The 26502-nt window shown below is 69.6% G+C and carries 26 protein-coding genes; 14 read left to right on the top strand and 12 right to left on the bottom strand.

Annotated features, from left to right (window positions below):
• The first annotated feature begins 94 nt into the window (after positions 1–94).
• From GXW71_RS09535 to GXW71_RS09515, 5 genes are all read left to right on the top strand, one after another.
• Entirely contained in the window at positions 95–940 is an 846-nt protein-coding gene (locus tag GXW71_RS09535; RefSeq protein ID WP_211852260.1) for a VOC family protein, read from the top strand.
• Positions 941–1018: 78 nt separating this feature from the next.
• Entirely contained in the window at positions 1019–2617 is a 1599-nt protein-coding gene (locus GXW71_RS09530; RefSeq protein WP_211852259.1) for an ABC transporter substrate-binding protein, read from the top strand.
• Between the two features lie 166 nt (positions 2618–2783).
• Positions 2784–3761 carry an ABC transporter permease gene (locus GXW71_RS09525; protein ID WP_211852258.1) on the top strand — a complete coding sequence of 326 codons (978 nt, stop codon included), beginning with the start codon at positions 2784–2786 and terminating at the stop codon, positions 3759–3761.
• The gene (locus GXW71_RS09520) at positions 3761–4591 is read left to right on the top strand and encodes an ABC transporter permease (protein ID WP_211852257.1); all 831 of its coding nucleotides are present in this window, start codon (positions 3761–3763) and stop codon (positions 4589–4591) included. Before GXW71_RS09525 ends, GXW71_RS09520 begins: the two co-directional genes overlap by 1 nt.
• Complete coding sequence (locus GXW71_RS09515) at positions 4588–6204, top strand: ABC transporter ATP-binding protein (protein WP_211852256.1); 1617 nt, start codon at positions 4588–4590, stop codon at positions 6202–6204. Before GXW71_RS09520 ends, GXW71_RS09515 begins: the two co-directional genes overlap by 4 nt.
• Here GXW71_RS09515 and GXW71_RS09510 read toward each other — a convergent pair.
• On the bottom strand, positions 6199–6444 hold the full coding sequence (locus GXW71_RS09510; RefSeq protein WP_211852255.1) for a hypothetical protein: 246 nt from the start codon (positions 6442–6444) through the stop codon (positions 6199–6201). The genes GXW71_RS09515 and GXW71_RS09510 overlap by 6 nt on opposite strands.
• Before the next feature lie 130 nt (positions 6445–6574).
• Between GXW71_RS09510 and GXW71_RS09505 the strand changes: the two genes are divergently transcribed.
• The 3 genes from GXW71_RS09505 (at position 6575) to GXW71_RS09495 (ending at position 9966) form a co-directional block, all read left to right on the top strand.
• Positions 6575–7546 carry a Bug family tripartite tricarboxylate transporter substrate binding protein gene (locus tag GXW71_RS09505; protein ID WP_211852254.1) on the top strand — a complete coding sequence of 324 codons (972 nt, stop codon included), beginning with the start codon at positions 6575–6577 and terminating at the stop codon, positions 7544–7546.
• Between the two features lie 71 nt (positions 7547–7617).
• Complete coding sequence (locus GXW71_RS09500; protein ID WP_211852253.1) at positions 7618–9330, top strand: dihydroxyacetone kinase family protein; 1713 nt, start codon at positions 7618–7620, stop codon at positions 9328–9330.
• 126 nt (positions 9331–9456) lie between these two features.
• Complete coding sequence (locus tag GXW71_RS09495) at positions 9457–9966, top strand: hypothetical protein (protein WP_211852252.1); 510 nt, start codon at positions 9457–9459, stop codon at positions 9964–9966.
• A gap of 83 nt (positions 9967–10049) precedes the next feature.
• Here GXW71_RS09495 and GXW71_RS09490 read toward each other — a convergent pair whose 3' ends face one another.
• The 3 genes from GXW71_RS09490 to GXW71_RS09480 form a co-directional block, all read right to left on the bottom strand.
• Positions 10050–11036, bottom strand: coding sequence for a tripartite tricarboxylate transporter substrate binding protein (locus GXW71_RS09490; protein WP_211852251.1), 987 nt, complete (start codon positions 11034–11036; stop codon positions 10050–10052).
• A 69-nt stretch (positions 11037–11105) separates the two neighbouring features.
• Complete coding sequence (locus GXW71_RS09485; protein ID WP_211852250.1) at positions 11106–12125, bottom strand: NAD-dependent epimerase/dehydratase family protein; 1020 nt, start codon at positions 12123–12125, stop codon at positions 11106–11108.
• Between the two features lie 5 nt (positions 12126–12130).
• Positions 12131–13573, bottom strand: a complete 1443-nt coding sequence (locus tag GXW71_RS09480; protein ID WP_211852249.1) for an aldehyde dehydrogenase — start codon at positions 13571–13573, stop codon at positions 12131–12133.
• Between the two features lie 100 nt (positions 13574–13673).
• Here GXW71_RS09480 and GXW71_RS09475 point away from each other — a divergent pair, with 100 nt between their 5' ends.
• On the top strand, positions 13674–14411 hold the full coding sequence (locus tag GXW71_RS09475; protein ID WP_211852248.1) for a GntR family transcriptional regulator: 738 nt from the start codon (positions 13674–13676) through the stop codon (positions 14409–14411).
• Here the strand turns inward: GXW71_RS09475 and GXW71_RS09470 are convergent.
• Positions 14408–15826 carry an APC family permease gene (locus tag GXW71_RS09470; protein WP_211852247.1) on the bottom strand — a complete coding sequence of 473 codons (1419 nt, stop codon included), beginning with the start codon at positions 15824–15826 and terminating at the stop codon, positions 14408–14410. The two genes, GXW71_RS09475 and GXW71_RS09470, sit on opposite strands and share 4 nt — an antisense overlap.
• A 166-nt stretch (positions 15827–15992) precedes the next feature.
• Between GXW71_RS09470 and GXW71_RS09465 the strand changes: the two genes are divergently transcribed.
• Positions 15993–16940, top strand: coding sequence for a Bug family tripartite tricarboxylate transporter substrate binding protein (locus tag GXW71_RS09465; RefSeq protein ID WP_211852246.1), 948 nt, complete (start codon positions 15993–15995; stop codon positions 16938–16940).
• Here GXW71_RS09465 and GXW71_RS09460 read toward each other — a convergent pair.
• Positions 16901–17395: a MarR family winged helix-turn-helix transcriptional regulator gene (locus GXW71_RS09460; RefSeq protein WP_211852245.1), complete on the bottom strand. Its 495-nt coding sequence runs from the start codon at positions 17393–17395 to the stop codon at positions 16901–16903. The two genes, GXW71_RS09465 and GXW71_RS09460, sit on opposite strands and share 40 nt — an antisense overlap.
• Positions 17396–17458: 63 nt before the next feature.
• Here GXW71_RS09460 and GXW71_RS09455 point away from each other — a divergent pair, with 63 nt between their 5' ends.
• Genes GXW71_RS09455 through GXW71_RS09445 form a run of 3 tightly spaced genes read left to right on the top strand, consistent with a single transcriptional unit; the run spans position 17459 to position 20213 of the window.
• Complete coding sequence (locus GXW71_RS09455; protein WP_211852244.1) at positions 17459–18190, top strand: DUF899 domain-containing protein; 732 nt, start codon at positions 17459–17461, stop codon at positions 18188–18190.
• A gap of 53 nt (positions 18191–18243) precedes the next feature.
• Entirely contained in the window at positions 18244–19389 is a 1146-nt protein-coding gene (locus GXW71_RS09450; protein WP_211852243.1) for a serine hydrolase domain-containing protein, read from the top strand.
• 26 nt (positions 19390–19415) lie between these two features.
• The gene (locus GXW71_RS09445) at positions 19416–20213 is read left to right on the top strand and encodes a VOC family protein (RefSeq protein WP_211852242.1); all 798 of its coding nucleotides are present in this window, start codon (positions 19416–19418) and stop codon (positions 20211–20213) included.
• A gap of 27 nt (positions 20214–20240) precedes the next feature.
• Here the strand turns inward: GXW71_RS09445 and GXW71_RS09440 are convergent, their stop codons facing one another.
• From GXW71_RS09440 to GXW71_RS09420, 5 genes are all read right to left on the bottom strand, one after another.
• Entirely contained in the window at positions 20241–20942 is a 702-nt protein-coding gene (locus tag GXW71_RS09440) for a GntR family transcriptional regulator (RefSeq protein ID WP_211852241.1), read from the bottom strand.
• A 52-nt stretch (positions 20943–20994) separates the two neighbouring features.
• On the bottom strand, positions 20995–21966 hold the full coding sequence (locus GXW71_RS09435; protein ID WP_211852240.1) for a Bug family tripartite tricarboxylate transporter substrate binding protein: 972 nt from the start codon (positions 21964–21966) through the stop codon (positions 20995–20997).
• A 141-nt stretch (positions 21967–22107) separates the two neighbouring features.
• Positions 22108–22494: a cupin domain-containing protein gene (locus GXW71_RS09430; protein ID WP_211852239.1), complete on the bottom strand. Its 387-nt coding sequence runs from the start codon at positions 22492–22494 to the stop codon at positions 22108–22110.
• Between the two features lie 11 nt (positions 22495–22505).
• On the bottom strand, positions 22506–23192 hold the full coding sequence (locus GXW71_RS09425) for a DUF2848 domain-containing protein (protein WP_211852238.1): 687 nt from the start codon (positions 23190–23192) through the stop codon (positions 22506–22508).
• Position 23193: 1 nt separating this feature from the next.
• Positions 23194–24384 carry an FAD-dependent oxidoreductase gene (locus tag GXW71_RS09420; protein WP_211852237.1) on the bottom strand — a complete coding sequence of 397 codons (1191 nt, stop codon included), beginning with the start codon at positions 24382–24384 and terminating at the stop codon, positions 23194–23196.
• Positions 24385–24622: 238 nt separating this feature from the next.
• Between GXW71_RS09420 and GXW71_RS09415 the strand changes: the two genes are divergently transcribed.
• Positions 24623–25693, top strand: a complete 1071-nt coding sequence (locus GXW71_RS09415; protein WP_246526418.1) for a TauD/TfdA family dioxygenase — start codon at positions 24623–24625, stop codon at positions 25691–25693.
• A 12-nt stretch (positions 25694–25705) separates the two neighbouring features.
• On the opposite strand, the gene GXW71_RS09410 is transcribed toward GXW71_RS09415, so the two are convergent.
• Entirely contained in the window at positions 25706–26500 is a 795-nt protein-coding gene (locus tag GXW71_RS09410) for a thiazole synthase (protein ID WP_211852236.1), read from the bottom strand.
• Positions 26501–26502: the final 2 nt, after the last annotated feature.

Here is a 26502-nt window from a genome sequence, read left to right as displayed (position 1 = left end):
CGACATCAAAGCGCCGCCGGACGGCCACCTCAAGCATGCTTGCGTGCGGCAGGCGGTTCCGCGGCACTCGGCCGGCAAACGAAAGGACCCTGCGATGGCACTGCGGCATGTGATCGGGCTGGACCACGTGGTGGTGGCGGTGCGGGACCTGGATGCCGCGGCCGCGGGCTGGCAGGCGCTCGGCTTCACCGTCTCGCCGCGCGGCACGCACAGCGCCCATATGGGCTCCGGCAATTACACCATCATGTTCGGGGAGGATTATCTGGAGCTGCTCGGCGTGCTGGTGCCGACGCCGCATAATGCGCCGATGCGTGCCTTTCTCGATGGCCGCGAAGGGCTGGAACGCGCTGCCTTCACCACCGACGATGCAGCCGCGGGCGTCGCGGAGCTGCAGGCGCGCGGCATCGCCGCGACCGGCCCGATCGCCTTCGGCCGTCCCGTGACGCTACCCGGCGGCGGCGAGGCGGAAGCGCGCTTCAACGTCTTCCAATGGCCGCTCGATGCCCGTCCCGGTGGCCTGCGCATTTTCGCCTGCGAACATCTGACGCGGGAGAATGTCTGGATTCCCGCGCTGCAGTCCCATGCCAATGCCGTCTCCCGGATCCTGCGGGTGGAGGTGCTGGCGACAGCGCCCGCGGGAGCTGCGGCCTCCATGGCGCAACTGCTGGACCGCAGGGCGACCGCCGATCCCGACGGTGCGCAGCGCGTGCCGACCGGCAGCGGCCGCGCCGATCTCGTTTTTCTGGACCGGACCACGCTTGCCGCGCGCCACCCCGGCCAATCCCTGGCCGGGCTGCCGGAGGAAGGGGCCGCGGTGCTGGTGCTGGGCACCGCCGATCCGGCCGCGACGGCCGCGGCGCTCGGTCTGATGCCGGATGCGCCACTCTTCGTGCCGGCGACCCGGGCGAATGGCGTGGCACTGCGTTTCCTTCCTGCCTGACGGCGCGGCGTCGTTGACGCCGCGCTGAGCGCCCGGTCATGCTGCGGTGCAAAGCCTCCTAGCTGTCGGGACTCTTCCATGGACCTTACGCGCCGCGCCACCCTGCTGACCTCGGCCGCGCTGGCGGCCAGCGTGCTGCATCCCGAACGCGCCTTCGCGCAGGAAACGCCGCGGCGCGGCGGCATCATGTCGGTGCATTTCGCGACCGAGCAGCGCATCCTGAACCCAAGCCTGCAGGCCTCGACAGGCGTCTACATCGTCGGCGGCAAGATCCAGGAACCGCTGGTCGACCTCGATGCGAACGGCAATCCGGCGCCGTGCCTCGCAGAAAGCTGGGAGGCGGCGCCCGACGGCAAGACCATCACCTTCAAGCTGCGTCAGGGCGTCACCTGGCATGACGGCCGCCCCTTCACCGCCGCCGATGTGCAGTTCACGGCGATGGAGATGTGGAAGAAGATCCTGAACTACGGCACGGCCGTGCAGCTCTTCCTGGAGGCCGTCGATACGCCCGATCCGCACACCGCGGTGTTCCGCTATTCGCGGGCCATGCCGCTCGGCCTGCTGCTGCGCGCGCTGCCCGATCTCGGCTATGTCTCGCCGAAGCATGTCTATGAGGGATCGGACATCCGGCAGAACCCGGCAAACACCGCGCCGATCGGCACCGGCCCCTTCCGCTTCGTGCAGTATGAACGCGGCCAGTTCATCATCGCCGACCGCAATCCCAACTACTGGCGCAACAACCTGCCCTATCTCGACCGCGTCATCTGGCGCGTGGTCGGCGACCGCGCCGCGGCGGCGGCGCAGATGGAGGCCGGGCAGATCCTGTTCAGCCCCTACTCCTCGCTCACCATCGCCGATCTGCAGCGCCTCGGCCGCGATCCGCGCTTCGAGGTGACGACCAAGGGCAACGAAGGCAATGCCCGCACCAACACGCTGGAATTCAACTTCCGCAACCCGGTGCTGGCCGATATCCGGGTGCGCCGCGCCATCGCGCATGCGCTCGACGTGCCCTTCTTCATCGAGAACTTCCTCGGCGATTTCGCGAAGCTCGGCACGGGGCCAATCCCTTCGGTCTCCACCGATTTCTACCCGCAGGGCATGCCGCAATACGCCTTCGACCGGCGTCGCGCGAATGCGCTGCTGGACGAGGCCGGGCATCGGCGCGGCGCCGGCGGCGTGCGCTTCAACCTGCGCCTGCATCCGGCGCCCTGGGGCGAGGACATCGCGCTCTGGTCGACCTTCATCCAGCAATCGCTGCAGGAGGTCGGCATCCGCGTCGAGATCGTGCGGCTGGACGCCGCCGGCTTCCTGCGCAGCGTCTACAACGACTGGAACTTCGACCTCGCGACCGGCTGGCACCAGTATCGCAACGATCCCGCGGTCTCGACCACCGTCTGGTACCGCTCCGGTCAGCCGAAGGGCGCGCCCTGGACCAACCAATGGGGCTGGACCGATGCCGAGACCGACCGCATCATCGACGATGCGCAGTCCGAGGTGGATGCCGCGAAGCGCCGTGCGCTTTACGCGGATTTCGTGCGGCGCGTGAACACCGAGCTGCCGATCTGGATGCCGATCGAACAGATCTTCGTCTCCGTGCTGAGCAAGCGGCTGCGCAACCATTCCAACACGCCGCGCTGGGCCTCCTCCTCCTGGCACGATCTCTGGCTGGCTTCATGATGGCCGCCCTGGCGATGGCCGCGGGTCGGTCTGACGGGTCTTTTCCGCCCCCGGCACGCCGGCTTCCTCGCCGATGCAACCGGCATCGGCTGCGTCAGCCGCCGCACCAGGGGCGAAAAATCCCTCGCCACACCTCCGCCGCTGCCATCGCCAGAACGGCCCCCTGATGCGGGTCCTTGCTCTCGCGGGGCGGCGGCTCGCCGCCTCCCTGCCGACCTTGCTGATCATCCTGATCGGGCTCTTCCTGTTGCTGCAACTCGCACCCGGCGACACCGTCGATGCGCTGATGGCGCAGATGGGGGGCGGCAGCGCCGAGATCGCGGCCGATCTCCGCGCCTTCTACGGGCTCGATCTCTCGGTCCCGGCGCAGCTCGGCAACTATCTGTGGCGGCTGGTGCGGCTCGATCTCGGCTTCTCCGCGATCTACGGCAAGCCGGTCGCGACCGTCATCCTGGAACGGCTGCCGGCGACCTTGCTGCTGATGACCGCATCGCTCTCCTTCGCGTTCTTCTTCGGGCTGGTGCTCGGCGTGCTGGCGGCGCGGCGGGTGAACCGCTGGCCGGACACGCTGATATCGACCCTCGGCCTGGTGTTCTATGCGACGCCCTCCTTCTGGTTCGGGCTGATGGCGATCGTGCTCTTTGCCGTGCATCTGCAATGGCTGCCCGCCGGCGGGTTCGAGGAGGTGGAGGCGGGCCTGACCGGCTTCGCCCGCATGCTCGACATCGCATCGCACCTGGTGCTGCCGACACTGACCCTCGGCCTGATCTTCCTGGCGATCTATCTGCGCATCATGCGTGCGACCATGCTGGAAGTTCTGACGCTCGACTTCGTCCGCACCGCGCGCGCCAAGGGGCTGGACGAGACGCGGGTGATCACCCGGCACGTGCTGCGCAACGCGTTGCTGCCGATGGTGACCTTGATCGGCCTGCAGGCGGGCACCATGCTCGGCGGCTCCGTGGTGGTGGAAAGCGTCTTCTCGCTTCCCGGCCTGGGGCGGCTCGCCTATGAAGCCGTGGTCCAGCGCGACCTCAACACGCTGCTCGGCATCGTCTTCGTCTCCGCGGTGCTGGTCATCCTGGTCAATTTCCTTGTCGACCTTGCCTATGCGCGGCTGGATCCCCGTATCGGGGCGGGGCGCTGATGCGCGCGATCCGTGCCTATCTCCGCGGCCCCGCGGCCATGATCGGGCTGGTGCTGCTGCTGGCCGTCATCGCCATGGCGCTCAGCGCGGACTGGGCCTATCCGCGTGACCCGCTTTCGCTCGCAGGGCGGCCGCTGCAATGGCCGGGCGCCAACCCGCGCTTCCTGCTCGGCACCGATAATTCCGGGCGGGACATCGCGGCGCAGATCTTCCATGGCGCCCGCATCTCGCTGCTGATTGGCCTGGTCGCCACCGGCATCGCCATCCTGATCGGCATCGTCGTGGGGGCACTCGCCGGCTATCACGGCGGCTGGGTGGATGACGTGCTGATGCGGGTGACGGAAGCCTTCCAGACGCTGCCCAACTTCCTGCTGCTGCTGGTCCTGGTCGCGGTCTTCGGGTCGGATATCACGACCGTCACCGTCGCGATCGGCGTCGTTTCCTGGCCGGCACCCGCGCGATTGACGCGGGCGGAATTCCTCTCGCTGCGCTCGCGGGAGTTCGTCGAAGCCTGCCGCACCCTCGGCATGGGCGACATGCGCATCATCTTCCGGGAGATCCTGCCGAACGCGCTGCCGCCGATCATCGTCTATGCCAGCGTCGTCATGGCGGTCGCGATCCTGCTGGAGAGCGCGCTGGCCTTCCTGCGCCTCTCCGATCCCAATGTCGCATCCTGGGGCAACCTGATCGGGCTCGGGCGCGACGTGCTCCGGACCCAGTGGTATGTCTCCGCGATCCCGGGTGTGGCGATTCTGGCGACCGTGCTCGCGGTGTCGCTGGTCGGGCAGGGGCTGAACGATGCCCTGAACCCGAGGCTGAGGGGCCGATGAGCGCGTTGCTCCGCCTCGACGGCCTGACCGTCGCGCTGCCGCCGGGCGCCGACCGCCCGCACGCGCTGGAAGGCGTTACGCTGGAACTGCATCCGCACGAGGTCCTCTGCGTGGTCGGCGAAAGCGGCTCCGGCAAGTCGATGGCGGCCAGCGCCATCATGCGGCTGCTGCCGCCCGGTGTCGGAATCGAGGCCGGACGCGTCGTATTCGACGGCCAGGACCTCACCGAGGCCGATGACGCGACGATGCGCGCCATCCGCGGTGCCGGTATCGCGATGATCTTCCAGGAACCGATGACGGCGCTGAACCCGCTGCGCAGCATCGGCGACCAGATCGGCGAGATGTTCCGCATCCACACGGCGCTGCCGGGGTCGGAGATCGAGGCGCGGGTGCTCACGCTGCTGGAGGAGGTGCGGATCCCCGATCCTCGTCTCGCGGCCCGTGCCTATCCGCATCAGCTCTCCGGCGGCCAGCGCCAGCGGGCGATGATCGCCATGGCGCTGGCGCTCGATCCCAAGGTGCTGATCGCGGACGAGCCGACCACCGCGCTCGACGTCACCACCCAGGCGCAGATCCTGGCGCTGATCCGCGACCTGCAGCACCGCCGCGGCACCGCGGTGCTGTTCATCACCCATGATTTCGGCGTGGTGGCGGAGATCGCCGACCGCGTCGCGGTGATGCAGCATGGACGGGTGGTGGAACAGGGACCGGCCGTGCAGGTGCTGGAGGCGCCGCAGCACCCCTATTCCCAGGCACTGCTCGCCGCCGTGCCGCCGCTCGGCGCGCCGCCGCCGCGCCCGATCGCCGAGGAGCCCATCCTGGTGATGGAAGGGCTGCGCAAGACCTACCGCACCGGCGGCTTTCTCGGCCGTGGCGCGCGCGTGACGCAGGCGTTGCGCGGCGTCTCGCTGGTGCTGCCGAAGGGTGCGACACTTGGCATTGTCGGTGAATCCGGATCCGGCAAGTCGACGCTCGCGCGCTGCATCGTGCGGCTGATCCAGCCGGATGGCGGCGCCGTGCACCTTGCCGGAATCGACCTGCTCGGCCTGAAGCGCAGGGCGATGCGGCAGGCGACGAAGCGCATCCAGATGGTCTTCCAGGATCCCTTCGGCTCCCTCAACCCGCGCCGCCGCGTGGGTGAGCTGGTGGCGCAAGGCCCGATGGTGCACGGCATGCCGCGCCGGGTGGCGATGGCACGCGCCAGGGAGCTCTTTGCGCTGGTCGGTCTCGATCCCGCCGCCACCGACCGCTTCCCGCATGAGTTCAGCGGCGGCCAGCGCCAGCGCATCGGCCTTGCGCGGGCCCTGGCGTTGGAACCGGACGTGCTGGTGGCGGATGAGCCGGTCTCGGCGCTCGATGTCTCTGTTCAGGCGCAAGTGCTGCGGCTGCTGGCGGAGCTCAGGGCACGGCTCGGCCTCTCGATCGTCTTCATCACCCACGACCTGCGCGTCGCGGCCCAGGTCTGCGACTTGGTCGCGGTGATGAAGGACGGGGAGGTGGTGGAGCAGGGGCCGATCGGCCGTGTCTTCACGGCTCCCGCGCATCCCTATACCCAGGCGCTGATCGCCTCCGTCCCCGGCGCGCCAGCCGCACGGCCTGGAGCACTCCTATGACAGGCGCCGCGCCGTCGGTGCGGAGTCGAGCTCGGCGATTGCCGCCTTGGCGGGGCAACTGCCTTCGGCGCCGCGCCAGGCGAGGTATCCGCCGACACTGAGGGCCGCGATGTTCAGCAGTGGATTCGGCCTTGGCTTGGCGCCCGCCGCGGCCAGCAACAGGCCGCCGATGATATAGAGGCCACGCTCCAGGAAGGTCAGGTGGCTAGGATCGTTGAGCGTTTCCGGTGACTGGGGCATGGCACGGGCCTTCGCTGGTGACGGGGGAGAAACGCCGGTCCACGGGTTTGGTTCCAAGGCGCCGGCATATGCCCCTGGTCAGACATTGTGCCGGCATGCAGGATATCCGCGGGGATCGGGAACGCCTGCCATGCTGCTTCGCCGTCGCGCGCTGTTGACGATGCTGGCTCTGCCCTCCCTCGCGCGGGCGCAGTCCTTCCCCGACCGGCCGCTCCGCCTCATCGTGCCCTTCGCCGCCGGCACATCCTCCGACATCCAGGGCCGCCTGGTCGCGTCCCGGATGACGGAGCGGCTCGGCCAGCCCATCATCGTCGAGAACCGCGCCGGCGGCGGCGGCACCGTGGGGGCGGAGGTGGTGGCGAAGGCGCGGCCGGATGGCCATACGCTGCTGCTCGGCAGCAATGGGCCGCTCACCATCAATCCGGTGCTGCAGCCGCGCCTGCCCTATGATGTGGAGGCCGAGCTGATGCCGGTCGTGCTGCTCAGCCGCAGCCCGCTGACCGTCACGGTGAGGGCGGACAGCCCGTACCGGACCCTGGCCGACCTCATCGCCGCGGCCAGGGCGCGGCCCGGGGCGATCACCATCGGCTCCTCTGGCCAGGGCAGCGCGACGCACTTCCTGATCGAGCAGTTCGCGGCGCAGGCCGGCATCCAGTTCACCCATGTGCCCTATCGCGGCAGCAGCCAGTCGGTGCCCGACCTGATCGCCGGCAATGTCCAGGTGGTGATGGGCGAGATCTCGACGGTGGTGCCGACCTGGCGCGGCGGGTTGACGCTGATACTGGCGACCACCGGCCCCACCCGCTCGCCGCTGGCGCCCGACATGGCGACCTTGATCGAACAGGGCTTTCCCGGCCTCACCGGCGGCAGTTGGGCGGCGCTGATGGCGACCGGCGGCAGCCCGGCCGCGGCGATCGCGGCGCTGAATGCGGCGGCGCTCGCGGCGCTCGCCGATCCCGCCTACCGGCAGCGGCAGGAGGAGGTGGGCGCGCAGCTCTCGGAAGAGGCGGTGCGGACGCCGGAAGGGCTCGCGACCTGGCTGCGCGAGGAGCGGGCCCGCACCCGCGCCACGGCGCAGCGTGCCGGCATCCGGGCGGAGTAACGCTGCTCCGACGGGCGCGCTGATCTTGCCTGTGGCATCATGCGTCCTAACCACAGGAGGGAAGCACGGCGTTGAAGAAACTGGTGAATGACCCGCGCCGCGTGGTGCGGGAGATGCTGGAAGGCCTCTGCGACCTGCATCCGGGGCTGGCGCTGCTGGAGGGCGAGGATGTCGTCATCCGCGCCGATCTGCCGGCACCGGCGGCGCGGCCGGTCGCGGTGCTCTCCGGCGGCGGCTCCGGCCATGAGCCGGCCCATGCGGGCTATGTCGGCCCCGGGCTGCTCGCCGGCGCCATTGCGGGCGATGTCTTCACCTCGCCCAGCGTCGATGCCGTGCTGGCGGCGATCCGCGCCGCCGCCGGTCCGGCCGGCGCGCTGCTCATCGTCAAGAACTACACCGGCGACCGGCTGAATTTCGGCCTGGCCGCCGAGCTGGCACGGGCGGAGGGCATTCCGGCCGAGCTGGTGCTGGTCGCCGATGACGTCGCGCTGCGGGAAACGGTGAGCCCTGATCGCCGCCGCGGTATCGCCGGGACGGTACTGGTGCACAAGGTGGCCGGTGCGGCCGCGGCTGCGGGCCGGCCGCTGGGGCAGGTCGCGCAGGCGGCGCGGGATGCCGCCGCAGCGCTGGGCAGCATGGGCGTGGCGCTTGGTGCCTGCACCGTGCCCGCTGCGGGGCGGCCGGGCTTCACCCTCGGCGAGGACGAGATAGAGATCGGCCTCGGCATCCATGGCGAGCAGGGCGTGCAGCGTGGCGCGCTGCAGCCGGCCGACGCCCTGGCGGAGCGGCTGCTCGGCACCATCCTGGCGGATCGCGGCCTGGCCGCGGGTGACCGCGTGGCGTTGCTGGTAAACGGCCTTGGCGGCACGCCGCCGATGGAGCTCGCGATCGTTGCCCGCCGCGCCTTCGCCCTGCTGCGCGAGCGTGGCCTGAAGGTCGAGCGTGCCTGGGCCGGTGAATTCCTGACCGCGCTGGAGATGCCGGGCTGCTCGCTCTCGGTCCTCAAGCTTAATGATGAACGTCTGGCCTTGCTCGACGCCCCGGCTTCGGCGCCGGCCTGGCCGGGGAATGGCGCCGTCGGGCCCGCCCGTGTCCTGGTCCCGGTGCCTGCCGCCGCCGCATCATCCCCATCCACCGCGGCGGGCCCGCTCGCACCGGCATTGAAGGGAGCCGCCCTCGCCATCGCCGCCGCTATGGAAGCGGAGGAAGTCAGCCTGACCGAGCTGGATGCCAGGGCCGGCGACGGCGATCTCGGCATCAGCATGGCGCGCGGCGCGGCGGCAATCCGCATCCTGCCCGAGACCGCCTGGGCGGATCCTCCGACCGCGCTGGCCGAAATGGGCGGAGCGCTGCGGCGCGCCATCGCCGGCAGCTCCGGCCCCTTTTACGCGACGGCCCTGCTGCGCGCGGCGCGCGCCCTGCCGGCCACGCCGTCACCAGCCGACTGGGCAGCGGCGTTCCGGGCCGGGGTGGAGGCGGTGGCGGAGCTCGGCGGCGCCAAACCGGGCGACCGGACCATGCTGGATGCGCTGGTGCCGGCGGCGGAAGCCCTCGCCGCCGCGATCGGCCGGGGCGAGGCGCCCGCGGCTGCCATGGCCAGCACCGTCGCGGCCGCCGAAGCCGGAGCCGCGGCGACCACCGCGATGCGACCGCGCGTCGGGCGCGCGAGCTATCTCGGCGACCGCGCGATCGGCAATGCCGATGCCGGTGCCATGGCGGTCGTGGTGTGGTTGCGGGCACTTGCCGGGGTTATTTCCTCACTGGAAACACCGGCGCCGGGCTAGAGCATGATGACTTGAGGCGGACTCGCCGAAAAGTCTGAATCACGCGATCAAGCAAGGTGCTGGAGCGTGGTGCGTGAGCGTATGCGAGCGCATCATGCTCTCGGCGCGGATCAGGAGAGAGCGGGGATGACGGTCTTCATCAAATGCGACGACGGCACCCTGGTGAACGCAGCCACGGTGAAGCAGATCAGGCCGCTGCGGCTCACGGCGGACGAGCCGAAGCGCGGCCTGAAGGCCGGGGGTTTTTCCCATTACAGCCTCATTTCCGAAGGCGAGACGCTCAAGGCGCACCGCATGGAGATCGACGCGTCCGCCTTGGCCGGCGTGACGATCCCCGCCGCGGCCGGCGCCAAGGCCGTGCTGATCGCGGAGGATACCGAAGCCGGGCGCCCGACGATGGAGACCATCATCACTCGCTGGATGCCCATCATCGCCTGGCGCATCCGGAACACCGTGAACGGCAGCGGCGAACCGATCTTCCCGGAGAGCCCGGCCAGCAACGAGACCGTCTACATCGAGCTGCCCGACGGCAGGCTGCTGCAGTCGGATGTCGCCGACTACGCCGACCTGGAGGCGGCGAAGCAGGACAGGCTCCAGGCGGCACAGCAGGCATGGGACCTCCGGCAGGGACAGTGAGCCAGGATTCCGCCGACCGTCCGAGGCACCGCCTGCCCGGCCCGATGCGCCTGCTGCTCTGCCGCGACGCGGGCCGGGACCCTTCAGGCCTCCGACCAGGGCTGGCGCTGCCATAGGTCGCGGAAGCCACGATCCGCCTCGGACAGGCGCTGCCGCCAGACAGGGCCGTCCAGATAGGCCAGTTCGGTGAACTGGGTCCGCACCTGGCTGACGAAGTCCGGATTCCGGACCACCTGCGCCGTCGCCTCGCGCAGTCGGGTCACGACTTCGACCGGCAGGGCCTTCGGCGCGACGATGCCACGCTCCGACCCCATGTCCATCGCGAAGCCGGCTTCCCGGAAGGTCGGCACATCAGGCGCGAAGGGCGAACGCGTCGCACCGCCCTGCACCAGCATGCGCAGCCCGTCCGGCGCACCGGCCACTTCGCCGATATTCAGCCCGGCGATGTCCACCTGCTTGCCGAGGATCGCGGTGCGCAGCGGGCCGGCGCCGGGGAAGGGCACATGCACCAGCTTCACGCCGGCCGCCGCCTGGAACAGCACCAGTGCCAGGTGGTCGTCGGTGCCGACGCCGGTCGAGCCGTAGGTGATGGTGTCGGGCTCGCGCCGCGCGCGCTCGACCAGCGCCGCGATGCTGGCGATCGCGCTGTCCGCCGCCACGCTGAAGGCAGAGGGGTCGGTGACCAGGTTGGCGATGTACTCGAAATCGTCGAGGCGGAATTGCGGGCTGCGGCGCTCGATCGGCAGCGTCACGAGGCCCGGCATATTGGTCATGCCGAGTAGGTAGCCGTCCGGCCGCGCGCGGCCGATGGCGCCGAGCGCGATCTCGCCCGAGGCGCCGGGGCGGTTCAGCACCACCATCGATCCGCCGAGCGCCTGTTCCATGAAGCGCGCATAGGTGCGCGCCGTCAGATCGGTGCCGCCGCCGGCGGAGAAGCCGACCGCGAGCTCGATCGGACGCTCCGGCCAGTTGCCGCGGCGTTGCGCCAGCGCTGGCCGGGCGAGGGCGGCTGCGCCGACGGCGGCGACGCCTGCCAGCAGATGGCGTCGGCTGGATGCGTGATTGGGCATCGTTCTTCCCTTGATTGCATTCTTGTGGCGACCACTGCCGCTGCCGCAACCGCGGCAGGGCGCTTCCGATCAGACCGTGTTGCGGTCGCGCCAGAACAGCAGGCGGCGCAGGCCCTCGCGCATATCGACCTGCGGCTCCCAGCCGATCGCTGCCTTCGCGGCACTGTGGTCGATGCGGAAGGCGCCGCCCGAGGTCAGGCGGACCTTGCCTGGATCGGGCTCCACCAGCAGCGGCTCCAGGTCGGGCCGGCCGGAGAGCTCGGCGACCAGCTTCACCAGCTCCAGCGTCGTCACCGGCGCGGGGCCGGAGGTGTTCACCGCGACATCGGTCGCCGCTGCTGCCAGCGCCAGGCAATTGGCGCGTGCGAGGTCGCCGACATAGACGAAGTGCTTGGTCTCCGATCCGTCGCCGATCACCTTCGGGCGCTCGCCGCGCTTGATCGCGTCATGGGTCTCGACGATGTAGAGCGCATTCGCTGCGCGGTAGTGCTGCCGCTCGCCATAGACGGTGGAATAGCGCACCACGACATAGTCCTGGCCGTGCCGGCGATAGGCGTCGCGGCAGAGCTGCTCGCCCACGATCTTGCTGGCGCCGTAGAGGATCGCGGCCGGCGGTGCGCCGACGCTGAAGAACGGCGTCTCCTCGACCAGGTCGCCCTTCACGCCCGGGCCGTAGCCGTAGACGGCGTTGGAGGAGGAGAAGATGAGCTTCTTCACCTTGCTGGCGCGGCAGGCCTCCAGCACGTTCTGCACGCCGCGGATATTGACGTCGAGCCCGCCCCAGGGGTCGCGGTCCATCGACAGCGTCATGAAGGCGGCGAGGTGGATCACCCCGTCCAGGCCCTCGGTCGCGGCCAGCAACTGGTGCAGGCGCAGGATGTCGCCCTGCACCACCGTCACACGCGGATCATCCTTCAGATGCGCGATCGCATCGCCGGAGCCGAAGGAGAAGTTGTCGAAGAGCCGCACCTCGGCCGCGCCGCGGGCCAGCAACTCCTCGGTGGTGGCGGAGCCGACCAGGCTCGCGCCGCCGATGACCATGAAGCGGCCGCCCTCGATGGGAACGGCGGCGGATGCCCTGTTGACCATGGCGTTCACCGCGCCACCGACATGGGCTGTTCGTGCAGACCGAAATACATGCTTTTCACCTGTGCATAGAGACGAAGACCGTCGATGCCCTTCTCGCGACCGAGGCCGCTGTCCTTGAAGCCGCCGAAGGGCGTGGTGGTGACCGACATCTTGTAGGTGTTGATCCAGACCGATCCCGCTTCCAGCGCGCGGCCGACGCGCCAGGCGCGCTTGAAGCTCTTGGTCCAGATGCCGCAGGCGAGGCCGAAGGCGGTGCCGTTGCCCTGCTCGATCAGGTCGGCCTCGTCCTGGAAGGGCAGCGCCACCAGCACCGGGCCGAAGGCCTCCTCCTGGCAGGCGCGCGCCTTGTAGCTGAGCCCGTCGATCACCGTCGGCAGGTAGAAGGCGCCCTTGTCGTAGATGCCGCCCGTCGGCACCGCGCCGCCGCAGAGGATGCGGCCGCCCTCGGCGCGCGCATTCTCCACGAAACGGATCACCCGCTCCCGATGATGGAAGGAGGCGAGGGGGCCGACTTCGACCGCAGGGTCGGAGGGTAGCCGCAGGCGCAGCGTGCGGGCGCGCTCCACCACGCGGCCGACGACCTCGTCATAGATGCTCGCCTCGACGAAGAGGCGGGATCCCGCGACGCAGGATTGCCCGGCCGAGCCGAAGATGCCGGCGACGACCGCGGCGACCGCGTGGTCGAGATCGGCGTCGGCGAAGACCGCATGCGGAGATTTGCCCCCGAGCTCGAGGGCCGCCGGCACCAGCCGCCGGCCCGCGACCTCGCCGATGGCGCGGCCGGTCGCGGTGCCGCCGGTGAAGGAGATCATGCGCACGCCGGGATGGGCGACCAGGGCGGCGCCGATATCGGCGCCGCGGCCCTGCACCACCTGCAGCAGCCCCTCCGGCAGGCCGGCCTCGCGGCAGATGCGGGCGAGCTCGGGGGCCAGCAGCGGGCTGTCCTCGGAGGGCTTCAGCAGCACGGCATTGCCGGCGGCGAGCGCCGGCGCGACCTTGGTCGCGTCGTTCATCAGCGGCGAGTTCCAGGGCGTGATGCAGGCGACGACGCCGAAGGGCTCCAGCACCGTGAAGGAGACGTAGTCGCTGCGCGGCGGCGTGACCTCCGTCTCCAGCGTCTCGCAGACGCCCGCGTAATAGCGGAAGGTGCCGACGGCGCTTTCCGCCATGGCACGGCATTCGGCGAGCGGCTTGCCGTTGTCGCGCATCTGGAGCTGCGCGAGGGATTCCTTCTCGGCGGCGATGCGGCTGGCGATCTCATGCAGCACCGCGGCGCGCCTGTGCGGCAGCAGCGATTTCCAGCCGGAGGTGCGCCAGGCGTGCCAGGCCCGGTCCACCATCGAGTCGAGCTCGGCGCGGGTGGTGCAGGGGACCCGGGCGACCTCCGACCCATCGGCCGGGTCGATGCTGATCAGCACATCCGTGGCGGTTGGTGGCAGCGCGTCCATGGGCGTTCCCCTTTTGGCAATGGCAAAGGGGTTTGGGCGCATAGGCCGGGCGTGGCCAGACCGTCGATGCCGCCAATCATGGCAATGGGATTATTGATAAATGTCGCGATTCCGCCGACATGAGGGGCTGGACAATGCCATGAACCATATCCCGCCCCCATCCAACATGCCGGACCTTGCCGGCCAGGACGCGCAGCTTCCGGAGCAGGTCGCGGTGGTGATCGCGGCGATCGAGACCGACATCATCCGCAGCCGCATCCTGCCGCGCACCCGGTTGATCGAAGACCATCTGATGGAGGATTACGGCGCCAAGCGCCATGTGGTCCGCGCGGCGCTGGTGGAATTGCAGCGGCTCGGTGTCGTCGTGAAGCCGCGCCACCGCGGCGCGGAGCTGCGGCGCTTCGACGCGGCGGATCTCGCCGATCTCTACGCGATGCGGGAGGTGCTGCACCGCGCTGCGGTGCGTGCCATGCCGATGCCGGTCTCACCGGAGCGGTTGGCGGTGGTGGAGGCGGCGCTGGCTGCGCATGAGGCAGCGGCAAAGACCGGCGACCTGATCGCGATCCACCGCACCAACATGACGTTCCACCGTGCGCTCTACGGGCTTTGCGGCAATCCCTACCTGGCGGATTCCATCCGCCTGCACGACTGGCTGAGCTTTCCGGCCCGCGCCTACGGCACCGCCGACCCGGGCGCGCTGCGCCAGGCCTGCGAGGAGCATGCCGCTATGGTCGCGGCGCTGCGGACCGCCGACCGCGCGGCGCTGGAGGCGCTGTCGGTCAGCCATATGGACCGCGCCCGTCGGATCTACGCGGAGAAGTTCCTGGGCAGGGGCTAGTTCACCGGTCCCTTGTGCCCCATGCCTTCGGCATCAGGCTCTCCGGGCTTCACTCCGGTCATGCGGTTGACGACGGTTGTGACGATCCAGAGCACGACGCCGATACCGATCAGCACACCGGCGACGCGGTACTGCACGGGATCGCGGCCGGTCCAGGGGCCGGCCAGGAAGGCGCAGCAGATGGCGCCGAGCACCGGCAGGATCGTCGGCGTGCGGAAATGCTCATGCCCGACGGGATCCCGGCGCAGCACCAGCACCGCGATGTTCACCACGGTGAAGACGCAGAGCAGCAGAAGCGCAGTGGTGCCGCCGAGCGCCGGCACCTCGCCCACGAAGGTGATGAGCGCGAAGGCCAGCAGCGTGGTGAAGCCGATGGCGATATAGGGCGTGCGCCGGCCGGCGTGCACGCGGCCGAGCGCCGGCGGCAGCACATGCTCCCGGCTCATGCCGTAGACCAGGCGGCTGGCCATCAGCATGTTGATCAGCGCGCTGTTCGCCACCGCGAACATGGTGATGAAGCCGAAGATCCAGAGCGGGAAGCCCGGCGCGCCGGCCTGCACCACCTGGAGCAGCGGCGTCTCGCCCTCGCCCAGGCGCTCCGGCGGCACCAGCGTGATCGCCGAGATCGAGACCAGCACATAGATGGTCCCGGTGATGAACAGGCCGATCAGCAGCACCTTCGGGAAATGCCGGGTCGGGTCCTTGCATTCCTCGGCCATGTTCACCGAATCCTCGAAACCCACCATCGCGAAGAAGGCGAGCGTCGTCGCGGCGATCACCGGCCAGAACATGCTGCCATCGACGGTGCGGAACTGGGTGACGCGGGAGACGTCGCCCTGGCCCAGGCCGATCGCCCAGAGTCCGATGACGATGATGATGAGCAGCCCGGTCAGTTCCACGCAGGTCAGGACGACATTGGCCTTCACGCTCTCGCCGACGCCGCGGAAATTCACCACGGCGACTAGGCCCATGAAAATCAGCCCGATCGCCGTGATGCCCATGCCGCCCGAGAGGTCGAGGTTGAAGGCATGCGCCATGTTGGCCGCGAAGGCGCGGGAGGCGGTCGAGGCAGAGGTGATGCCGGAGCACATCACCGCGAAGGCGACGATGAAGGTGATGAAGTGGATGCCGAAGGCCTTGTGGGTGTAGAGCGCGGCGCCCGCCGCCCGCGGATACTTGGTCACCAGCTCCAGGTAGCTGAAGGCGGTGATCAGCGCGACCACGAAGGCGACGACGAAGGGCAGCCAGACGACGCCGCCCACCTGGCGGGCGACCTGGCCGGTCAGCGCATAGATGCCGGTGCCGAGGATGTCGCCGACGATGAAGAGCAGCAGCAGCCAGGGGCCCATGACCCGGTGGAGGCTCGGCTCCACGGTCGGCGGCGCGGTCGGCGCATTGGCGGGCACATCGCTCATCCGGGCTTCCTTTCTTGACCGCCGACTCGCGGAACGCCCGGATATTCTGTCCTGCCTGCGATCCGAACCGCGAACACGCCGTCGCGAGCTTCGATGCGACTTGGCTCTTGTGGACATGCTGCATCGCAATGCTAGGCTCCGCTCGATCCTCACGGAGCGCCCGGCCTTGACGACGCGTCGCGCCTTGATCGCCGGTGGCCTCGCGCTGCCCGCTCTTTCCGCTCGCGCTCAGGACAGGCCGGTCCAGCTCCTGGTCGGCTTCTCGCCGGGCGGCAACATCGACCTCGCCGCACGCATGGCGGCGCCCTTTCTCGAGAAGTATCTTGGCGGCACCTCCATGATCGTCGTGAACCGTGCGGGTGCCGGCGGCATGATCATGCTCAATGAGGTGGCCGCCGCGGCGCCGGATGGACGCGTGGCGGCACTGGTCTCCTTCCCCGCCCTGGTGACGGCGCTCTATGACGGCACACCGCGCTACCGCGTGGACAGCTTCGCCTATATCGGCCTGCTGACCGATGAGCCCTACACGGTCTTCGTCGGCCCGGACGCGCCTTATCGGACGTTCGGCGCGCTGATCGAGGCGGCGCGGGCGCGGCCGGAGGAGATCACCATCGCCGGCGCCGGCGTCGGCAGCGCGCCACACCTTGCGCTGATGCAGATCGAGCGCGCCGCTGGGGTGCGCTTCACCTGGGTGCCGACGCCGGGCGCCGGCCAGGCGATGCAACTCGTCCAGGGCGGGCATGTGGCAGGGTCGGTCTCCACCGTCAGCCTGACCGTGCGCGCGCACAACCAGGGTGCACTCCGGGTGCTGGCGCTGCTGGAGCGGGAGCGCTGGGAGAAGGCGGCGGACCTGCCGACCGCGACGGAGCAGGGGGTCCCGGTGGTGGCCGGGTCGGCGCGCGGCATCGCCCTGCCGGCGGCGGCCCCCGCGCCCTTGCTGCGGCGCTGGGAGGAGGCGGTGCGCCGGACCACGGCGGATCCGGAATTCCGCGCCCTGGCGGAGCGCGACTTCGTCGTGGTGCGCCACATGGACCGCGCGACCATGACGGATTTCGTGCAGCGCCAGGCCGAGACCTATGCGGAGATCTGGCGCACCAATCCCTGGCGCCGCTGAGCGGCCGACGCCGAGAGCGCGCGCAGGTCCCGCCGCAGGCGATCGGGGTCGGCGTCGGGCAGCTCCTCCTCCACCGCCGCATGGGTGCTCTCCCAGATCGGCACCGCGCGGACCAGCAGGATGCGCCCTTCGGGCGTCAGCGCCAGCAGGCGGCCGCGGCGATCATCGGGATCGGGCGCGACCGAGACCAGGCCGCGGCGCTCCAGGGGCTTCAGCGCGGCGGTCAGCGTGGTGCGATCCATCGCGAGCAGCGCCGCGACAGGTCCCATCGCCGGCGGCTTCGGCCGGTTCAGCGCCATCAGCAGCGAGAACTGCCCATTGGTCAGGCCGAGCGGGCGCAGCGCCTCGTCGAAGCGCCGCGCCAGGGCGCGCGCCGCGCGCTGGACGTGAAGGCAGAGACAGGTGTCGCGGACAAGAAGAGTTGTCTCGAACGGAACCAAAGCGGCCTTTGACATGGTCCAATTATGTTGATATCAAACCTTCAAGTCAAGCTCGACCAAGGGCAGGAGGCGTTTCCGATGCAGCATGCGGTGGTGTCCCGGGAGGAATGGCTCGTCGCGCGGCGCGCGCTGCTGGCGCGGGAGAAGGAGGCGACGCGGCTGCGCGACCGGCTGAACGCCGAACGCCTGGCGCTGCCCTGGGTGCGGGTCGAGAAGCCCTATCTCTTCGACACGCCTGTCGGGCGGAAGACGCTGGGCGAGCTCTTCGACGGCCGCAGCCAACTCATGGTCTATCATTTCATGCTGGCGCCCGGTCAGGGGGCGGGCTGCCCCGGCTGCTCCTTTCTCGCCGACCATATCGATGGCGCGCTGGTGCACCTGAACAACCACGACGTGACGATGATCGCCGTCTCGCGTGCGCCCCTGTCGGAGATCGAGGCGTATCGCGCGCGTATGGGCTGGCGCTTCCCCTGGGTATCCTCGGGGGTCAGCGACTTCAATCGCGATTACCACGTCTCCTTCACCGAGGAGGAGCTGGCCCGCGGCAGCGTCTTCTACAACTTCACCGAGACCGATGCCGCGCGCGCGAATGGGGAACTGCCGGGACTCAGCGCCTTTTATCGCGGCGAGGATGGCCAGGTGTTCCACACTTATTCCAGCTATGCGCGCGGACCGGAGGAGCTGATCGGCACCTACATGATCCTCGACCGGGCGCCGATGGGCCGCAACGAGACGCGAATCATGGACTGGATGCGCCGCCACGACGAATACGAGGCGCTCCCGAAGCTGCACGACTGCTGCGCCTCGTGACTGGCGTGCGGGACGGAGCCTTATCGCGGCCACGGCTGGACCGCATGGCGTCCATGCTCCGCATTCCCGTCGAGCGCGGCGAGGTCGCCGGCCTGGTGGCGCTGGTCGCCCGCCGCGACGCGGTGCATGTGGAGGTGATGGGCGCGCAGGACGTCGCCGCCGGCACGCCGATGCGGCGCGACACCATCTTCCGCATCGCCTCCATGACCAAGGCGGTGCTGGCCGCCGCGGCGATGGTCCTGGTCGAGGAGACCCGGCTCCGCCTCGACGACCCCATCGATCCCTGGCTGCCGGAGCTCGCCGATCGCAAGGTGTTGCGCGCCCTGGACGGGCCGGTGGAAGACACCGTGCCGGCGCGGCGGCCGATCTCGCTGCGCGACCTGCTGACCATGCGCTTCGGTCTCGGCGTCATCATGGCGCCGCCCGGCGCCTATCCGATCCAGCAGGCGATGCTGCAGGCCGGGGTGGCGCCCAGCCCCGATCCCATCCGTTTCACCGCCGATGACTACATGCGACGGCTTGGCTCGCTGCCGCTCGTGCACCAGCCCGGCGAGCGCTGGCTTTACCACACCGGCTACGACGTGCTCTCCGTGCTGATCGCGCGCGCCACCGGCATGGCGCTGGGCGACTTCCTGGCGGAACGCATCTTCGCACCGCTCGGTATGGCCGATACCGGCTTCCACGTACCGGAAGCGAAGCTTGACCGCCTGGCCACCTGCTACCGCACCGACGATGATGGCCGGCTGTCCCTCCAGGACGCGGCCCGCGGCGGTGAATGGTCCCGTCCGCCGCCCTTCGGGACCGAGCTCGTTTCCACCGCCGACGACTACCTCGCCTTCGCGCGCATGTTGCTGGACGGCGGGCGGCACGGCCGCCACCGCATCCTGTCGCGTCCCGCCGTCGCGCTGATGATGACCGACCAGATCAGCCAGGCGCAGAAGGATGCCTCGCCCTTCTTCCCGGGCTTCTGGGACAGCAATGGCTGGGGCTTCGGCGGTGCCGTCACCACGCGTCGCGACGACGTCGCGGCCTCGCCCGGACGTTACGGCTGGCATGGCGGCTTCGGGACGACCTTTATGGTCGACCCGAAGGAGGAGCTGGTGGTGCTGCTGCTCCTCCAGCGCCTGATGCGCGGCCCGGATGACGCCCGTATCAGCAGCGACGCCCTGACGCTCGCCTATCAGGCGATCGACGACTGACCGGCCCACCGAACGGAGACACGGCAATGACCGATGATCATGGCAAGTTCTGCTGGTATGAGCTGCTGACCACCGATACCGCGGCGGCGGAGGCCTTCTATCGGAAGGTCATGGGCTGGAACGCCAAGGATGCCGGCATGCCGGACATGCGCTACACCATCCTCAGCGTCGGCGAGACCGGCATCGGTGGGCTGATGGCGCTGCCGGAGGCCTGCCTCGCCGAAGGCAAGCGGCCGGGTTGGATCGGCTATGTCGCAGTCGACGATGTCGATGCCAGCACCGTCCAGGCGGTCAAGGCCGGCGGCAAGGTCCATATGGAGCCGCAGGACATCCCGAATATCGGCCGTTTCTCCCTCATCGCCGATCCGCAGGGCGCGGTGCTGACCCTGTTCAAGGCGACCCACGGGCCGGAGACACCGCCCCTGCCGCCGGCGATGGGCACGCCCGGCTTTGCCGCCTGGCGCGAGCTCTATGCCGATGACTGGGAGAGCGCCTTCGCCTTCTATGCCGGCCTGTTCGGCTGGGCCAAGGGCGAGGCCATGGATATGGGGCCGATGGGCACCTATCAGATCTATGGCCGCGGTGCGGTGAATGGCTGCGGTGAGGAGATGTATGGCGGCATGATGAATAAGCCGCCGATGATCCCGGCCCCGTTCTGGCAATACTACTTCGCTGCGGAGGATATCGACGCTGCCAAGGGGCGGGTCGAGGCGGCCGGCGGCCAGGTCATCCATGGCCCTGCGGAGGTGCCGGGCGGCATGTGGGTCATCAACGTGCTCGACCCGCAGGGTGCGGTGTTCGGACTGGTCGGCCCGCGGCGCTGATCGTGGCGTGGTTCGGCGCCAGGCGATTCAGCCTGGCGCTGCACCGACCAGCAACAGGACATTGCGGCGGAAGGCGTCGATGTGCCGGGCCATCGCCCGCGCGGCAGCGGGCGGATCGCGTGCCGCCAGGGTCCGGTAGATGTCCTCGTGCTCTTCCAGCACCTCCACCTGGTGATCCGCTTCATTGAGCGAGATGAACCAGAAGCGGACGGCCCGGTCGTGCAGGTTGCGCAGGATGTCGAAGAAGACCGCGCTGCGTGACGCCCGCGCGATCAGGTCATGGAATTCCCGATCCAACAGCATCATCGCCTCGGTGTCGCGCCGTGCGAGCGCGGTTTCGCTGCGCCGCAGGACATTCGCCATCGCTGCCAGCTCCTCCTCCGTCGCCTGGCGGGCGGCGAGCTCCGCGCAGCGGCATTCGTTGACCGTGCGCGCATCGATGATCTGCAGCAGCTCCTCGGGATCGATCGGGCGGACCTCGATGCCCTTGCGCGGGCGGATGGTCACCAGGCCTTCGAGCCGCAGCCGCGCCAGGGCGTTGTGCACCGGCATCCGGCTGAGGCCGAGGCGCTCCGCCACCTGCGCCTCGTTCAGCTTCTCACCCGGCGCGAAGCGGCAGGTGATGATCTGGTGCTTGATGACCTCATAGGCCTGGTCCTTGAGAGGAAGGGTGCGCCACCCCTCCGTGGGACCACTGGCAGCCGGGCTTTGCGATTCCAGTGCGCGCATCGGACCCGCTTCTCCTCCCGCGGGCGGCGCCTTGCGACGCCGCCCGAATGCCTCAGTTGAGCGTCGCGCCCGAGATGCGCACCGCCTCGCGCCACAGCGGGGCATCGGCATCCATCGCCTGACGGAAGGCCTCCGGCGTGCTGCAGACCGGCGTGGTGCCGAGGCGTTCGAGGGCGGCACGGAAATTCGCGTCGCTGCAGGCCCGGCCGAGGGTCTCGGCCATCCGGCGGATCACCGGCTGCGGCGTATTGGCCGGCGCCGCGATGCCGTTCCAGGTCTCCGCGCGGAAGCCGGGATAGCCCTGCTCCGCGATGGTCGGCACGCCCGGCAGGCTCGGCAGCCGGTCAGGACCGGCGATGCCAAGCACCCGGACCCGTTCGCCGCCGAGATGCGGGATGATATCGGAGGGGTTGCCGAAATAGGCCCCGACTTCACCGCTCAGCAGCGCCTGCATCGCCGGTGCGCCACCGCGATAGGGGATGTGCTGCAGTTCGATCCCCGCGGCCTGGAGCAGCAGCGCCATGGCGAGATGGGTGGAGGAACCGCTGCCGGCGCTGGAATAGTCCAGCCGCCCGACCCGCTGGCGCGCGAGGGCCACGAATTCCGGCAGGGTGCGGACGCCGAGCGATGCCGAGACCGCCAGTACCATCGGGTTGCTCCCGACAATAGAGACCGGCGCCAGCTCGGTTGCCGGGTCGAAGTTCAGCCGGGTCAGAGCCGGCAGCATCACCATCTGCGATGCGCTCGCCGTGAACAGCGTATAGCCGTCCGGCTGGCTGCGGATGACGGCTTCTGCCGCGATGGCGCCATTGGCGCCGCTGCGGTTCTCGACCACCACCGGCTGGCCGAGCCTGGCCCCCAGCCACTCGGCGGAAAGCCGCCCGATGCTGTCGGTCACGCCGCCGGGCGCGAAGGGCACGATCATCCGGATCGGCCGCTCCGGCCAGGCGGACTGCGCAGCGGCCGGCTGCGATGCGCCCGCCGCCATCAGCGCGCTGGCGGCGACACCCAGCAGCGCCTTCATCCAAGCTCCGGGCCGCGCCACGGCGGCGTTCCGGTCTGCGTGCTTTATCAACTCAGCCTCCTGAAGATCGCGTCGACAGGCCCTGGGCCGGGGCTCTGCGGTCCGGTCCCGGGGCGCGACCATGCGCTGGCATTCCCGTGGCTATTGCGGCGTCTCGTCGTAGTAGTGGATCTCGAGCAGGACGCAGCCGGTCTCCGACTTGAAGGGGCCGTGATAGGCGCCGGGCGGACGGCAGGCATAGGCGGCCTTGGCGAAGGCCTCGCCGCCACGCCCCTCGGCATCATTGCCGACGATCAGGTCGCCGGAGACCAGCCAGACTTCTTCCCAGTAGTCATGCACGAAGGGGGCCGTTGTGAATTCGCCGGGCTGGAAGCGCAGCAGCCGCGTGCGGTGGCCCCGCTTGTTCGCCTCGTCGAGCGCACCGGCCAGGATCTTCTGCTCGATGCCGGCGGGGTAGCCGGCCGGCGTGTGCCAGCCGCTGCCCATATCGGGGACGTGGAACTCCAGATGTTCCTTGGTGATCGGCATGGTTGTCTCCGTCAGTCCGCCAGCCAGCGGGCGGCATAGCCATGGGTGATGGTGCGGCCACGGATCGGGTCGCGTAATTCGAAGCTGAAGTCACGGCACGGGCGGATGCCGCCGATCACCGGCAGCGTGCCGCCGAACATGATCGTCCCCGGCGCGAGCTCATGGCCCAGCGCGCGGTAGGCGGCGGCGATGTCGCGGGGATCGCGCATCGCGGCGACGCTGCCTGCCTGGTAGGGGACACGCTTGCCATCCTCGTCGACCCAGGCGTGGAGCTCCAGCCGGTCCCAGTGATCCGCCACGTCCTCGAAGCGCCAGAGCGTCGGCGCGACCGGCTTCGGGCAGAGCTGCTTCGAGACCGGGATGGAGTAGCTCTCCACCTTGCGGTCGGTGTGATCGGATCCGGCGCCGACCCACCAGCCACTATCCTCGGCGACGAGGATGACGAACTCCGCCTCGCCGCTCGACTCTCCGCCCAAGCAGTCGATCGCAGTGGCCGTGGTCAGCAGGGACGCGCCGGCGCGATAAAAGCAGGGCGTGCTCGCCGGCGGCGCGACGCCGAGCAGGCGCAGCTCCTCGACATGCTCCTGCACCTTGTACGGGTCGCGGCCGGTCCAGCCGGCGATCACCAGGTCGCCGATCGCGATGCTGCGCCGTTCGGCGGCATCGCCGGCTTGGAAGTCGAAAGTCAACGTGGTCATGTCAGACGATCTCCGCGGCGCGGCGCAGGCTGTTGATCATGGAGACACCGAGCAGATAGGCATGCGCCTTGGCGGGATCGCCGGCGGCCTCCGCCATGCGCTCCCGGAAGGCTTGCTGCGCCTCGGGCGTCTTGGCCTCCAGGTTCTGCTTGTTGGCGATGGTCTGCCGCTGCACATGCTCGACCGTCACGCCGCGGCGCTGGCGGTCGTAGAGATCGAGCAGCGCCGCCGGCGCTTCGCCATGCCAGACGGCGGCCAGCTTTTCGCCCAGGTTGACCGCGTCGTGCACGCCGCCGTTCAGCCCCATGCCGCCGAGCGGGTTGTTGATATGCGCGGCGTCGCCGGCCAGCAGGATGCGGCCCTGGCGATAGGTCTTCGCGACGCGCTGATGCACGCGATAGAGGGTGCGGTGGCGCGTCGGGTAGTCGTCGCGGCCCGCGATGATGCGGCCGAAGCGGGCGCGGCCGAATTCCTCGGTCAAGGTGACCTCGTCCGGCACCTCCGCCGGCACCGGGAACATGGCGCGCCAGACGCCGGGCACCTTGAGCAGAAAGAACCATTCCTCCGGATCCGCGTAGTAGGAGACGTCGGCGAGATCGGGGATCAGGGTGGCGAAATCAAAAGGTGTCGACAGCACCAGGAACCGCTCGGGCCAGGTGAAGCCCTCGAATTCGATTGCGGCCGCCTTGCGCACGGCGCTGCGCGCGCCGTCGGCGCCGATGGCGTAGGACCCTTCGATCCGAGTGCCATCATCGAGCGTCGCGACGACATGATCGCCCTGATCGCTGCAGCCGGTGACCTGGGCGCCGAAGCGCAACGCGAAGCCCGGCTGTTCCAGTAGCAGGCCGTGCAGGATGCGTGTCAGCTTGAACTGCTCGCATTGCAGGCGATAGGGATGGCGGGTGACGTCGGCGAGCACGCCGAAGTCGAAATCCGCGATGACGCCCTGGTCCCGGCTGCGGTACTGCATGCGCGGCGCGACGATCCCCTGGGCGATCATCGCCTCCGCGGCGCCGAGCGCCTCCAGCATGTCGAGGGTGGGTGCATGGAAGGTGGAGCCGCGCATCTCACCGGACAGCTCGGCGCCGGCCTCGAGCACGGTCACCGGCACGCCGCGCCGCACGAGGCTGGCCGCCGCCACGAGTCCCACCGGCCCCGCGCCGGCGATCAGGACGGGCTTCAACTCGGCCATGCGGGATACTCCTCAGCGATCGGTAGCGGCGTCGGGAGCTTGGCGGCGGATCGCGGTGGCTGCAAGTGTGAAATTTCACTGTGAAATATCACAGTTGGGCCTAAGCGTCCCGCCGAAGGGCTGAGGGATCGCCGCGCGTGCAAGGTGCTGACTGGCGCGTCGTCTCCAGGCCCGTTTCCAGACGCCTGAGAGCCATTATGCTGACCGCCAAGAGGAAACGACACGGAGCGGATGCCCCATGAACGCTATCGAAGCGCCGATCACGCTGCCGTCGGAGCAGACCGGCCCTGGCGCCTGGTATGGGCCGGCGATGGCCGCCGACCCGTCCTGGGCCATCCCGCTCACCCCCGCGGAGATCGCAGAGGTCGACGCAGCGGCGAGGCGCCTCGCGGCCGCGGAGATCGACATCGCGACCGTCACGGCGGCCGATTTCCCGCTGCCCATCCTTGCCCCGCGCCTAGCCGCCATCCGGGAGGATCTTCTGCATGGTCGCGGCTTCGCCCTGCTGCGCGGCCTGCCGGTCGAGCGCTGGTCGATGCGGGAGAGTGCCGCGGCCTTCTTCGGCATCGGCGCTCATATCGGCCATGCCCGGTCGCAGAATGCGAAGGGCCATGTGCTTGGCCATGTGAAGGACATGGGCCTGTCCTCCAGCGATCCGAATGTCCGCATCTACCAGACCGCGGAGCGCCAGACCTACCACACCGATAGCTGCGACGTCGTCGGGCTGCTCTGTCTGAAGACTGCGAAGCGCGGCGGGTTCTCCACCCTGGTCAGCTCCACGACCATCTTCAACGAGATCCGCCGCCGCCGTCCGGACCTGCTGCCGCTGCTGTTCGGCCCGATCGCCACTGACCGGCGCGGCGAGGTGCCGGCCGGCATGAAGCCCTGGTTCGAGATCCCGGTCTTCTCCTGGCATGAGGGCTTCCTGACCGCCCTCTACCAGCGGCAATACATCGACAGCGCCCAGCGCTTTCCGGAAGCGCCGCGCCTGACGCCCGCCCATGTCGAGGCGCTGAACCTCTTCGACGATCTTGCCAACGACCCGGCGCTGAACCTGCACATGGAGTTCCGGCCAGGCGACGTGCAACTCGTGCACAACCACACCCTGCTGCACGACCGCACGGGCTTCGAGGACTTTGCCGAGCCGGAGCGCCGGCGGCACCTGCTGCGCCTCTGGCTCGCGGTGCCCGGCGCGCGGCCGCTGCCAGCTGTCTTCGCGCAGCGCTACGGCAGCGTCACGATCGGCGATCGCGGCGGCATCATCGTGCCCGGCACTGTCCGGCTGAACGCGCCGCTGGAAGCCGCCTGAGATCCTATCCGATCAGCGAATCAGCCCGGCCAGCGGGGAGGAAGGGTCGGCCGCGACCCGCCGCGGCATCCGCCCGGCGAGATGCGCGAGCCGCCCGGCTTCGACCGCGGCCTTCATCGCGCGCGCCATGACCACCGGATTCCGGGCATGGGCGATGGCGCTGTTCAGCAGCACCGCATCGCAGCCGAGCTCCATCGCATAGGTGGCGTCGGAGGCGGTGCCGACGCCGGCATCCACCAGCACCGGCACCTTCGCCTGCTCGATGATGTTGCCGATCATGTAGGGGTTCACCACCCCGAGGCCGGAGCCGATCGGGGCACCGAGCGGCATCACCGCCACGCAGCCCATCTCCTCCAGCCGCTTGGCGGCCAGCGGATCGTCGGCGCAATAGACCATCACCTCGAAGCCGTCCTTGATCAGCGCCTCGGCCGCCTCGAAGGTGCCGGGCATGTCGGGGTAGAGGAAGGGCGGTGGGCCCAGCACCTCGAGCTTCACCAGGTTCCAGCCACCGGCCTCCCGCGCCAGGCGCAAGGTCCGCACCGCCTCGCTCGCGGTGTGGCAGCCGGCGGTGTTCGGCAGGTAGGTGTAGTCCTTGGGGCTGACGTAATCCTGAAGCATCGGCGCCTTGGGATCCGACAGGTTCACCCGCCGGACCGCCACCGTTACGATCTCCGTGCCGGAGGCCTGGATGGCCGCCGCCGTCTCCTCCAGGTCCTTGTAGCGTCCGGTGCCGACGATCAGGCGCGAGCGGAAGCGGCGCCCGGCCACTTCCCAGGTGTCGTCCGTGCTGTTCTGCATGCCGTCCATGG

Origin of the sequence: Plastoroseomonas hellenica (assembly GCF_018129085.1) — a bacterium.
Taxonomy (GTDB): Bacteria; Pseudomonadota; Alphaproteobacteria; order Acetobacterales; family Acetobacteraceae; genus Plastoroseomonas; species Plastoroseomonas hellenica.
The sequence above is the reverse complement of the archived record's forward strand: the minus strand, read 5'-3'. Positions and strand labels throughout refer to the sequence as shown.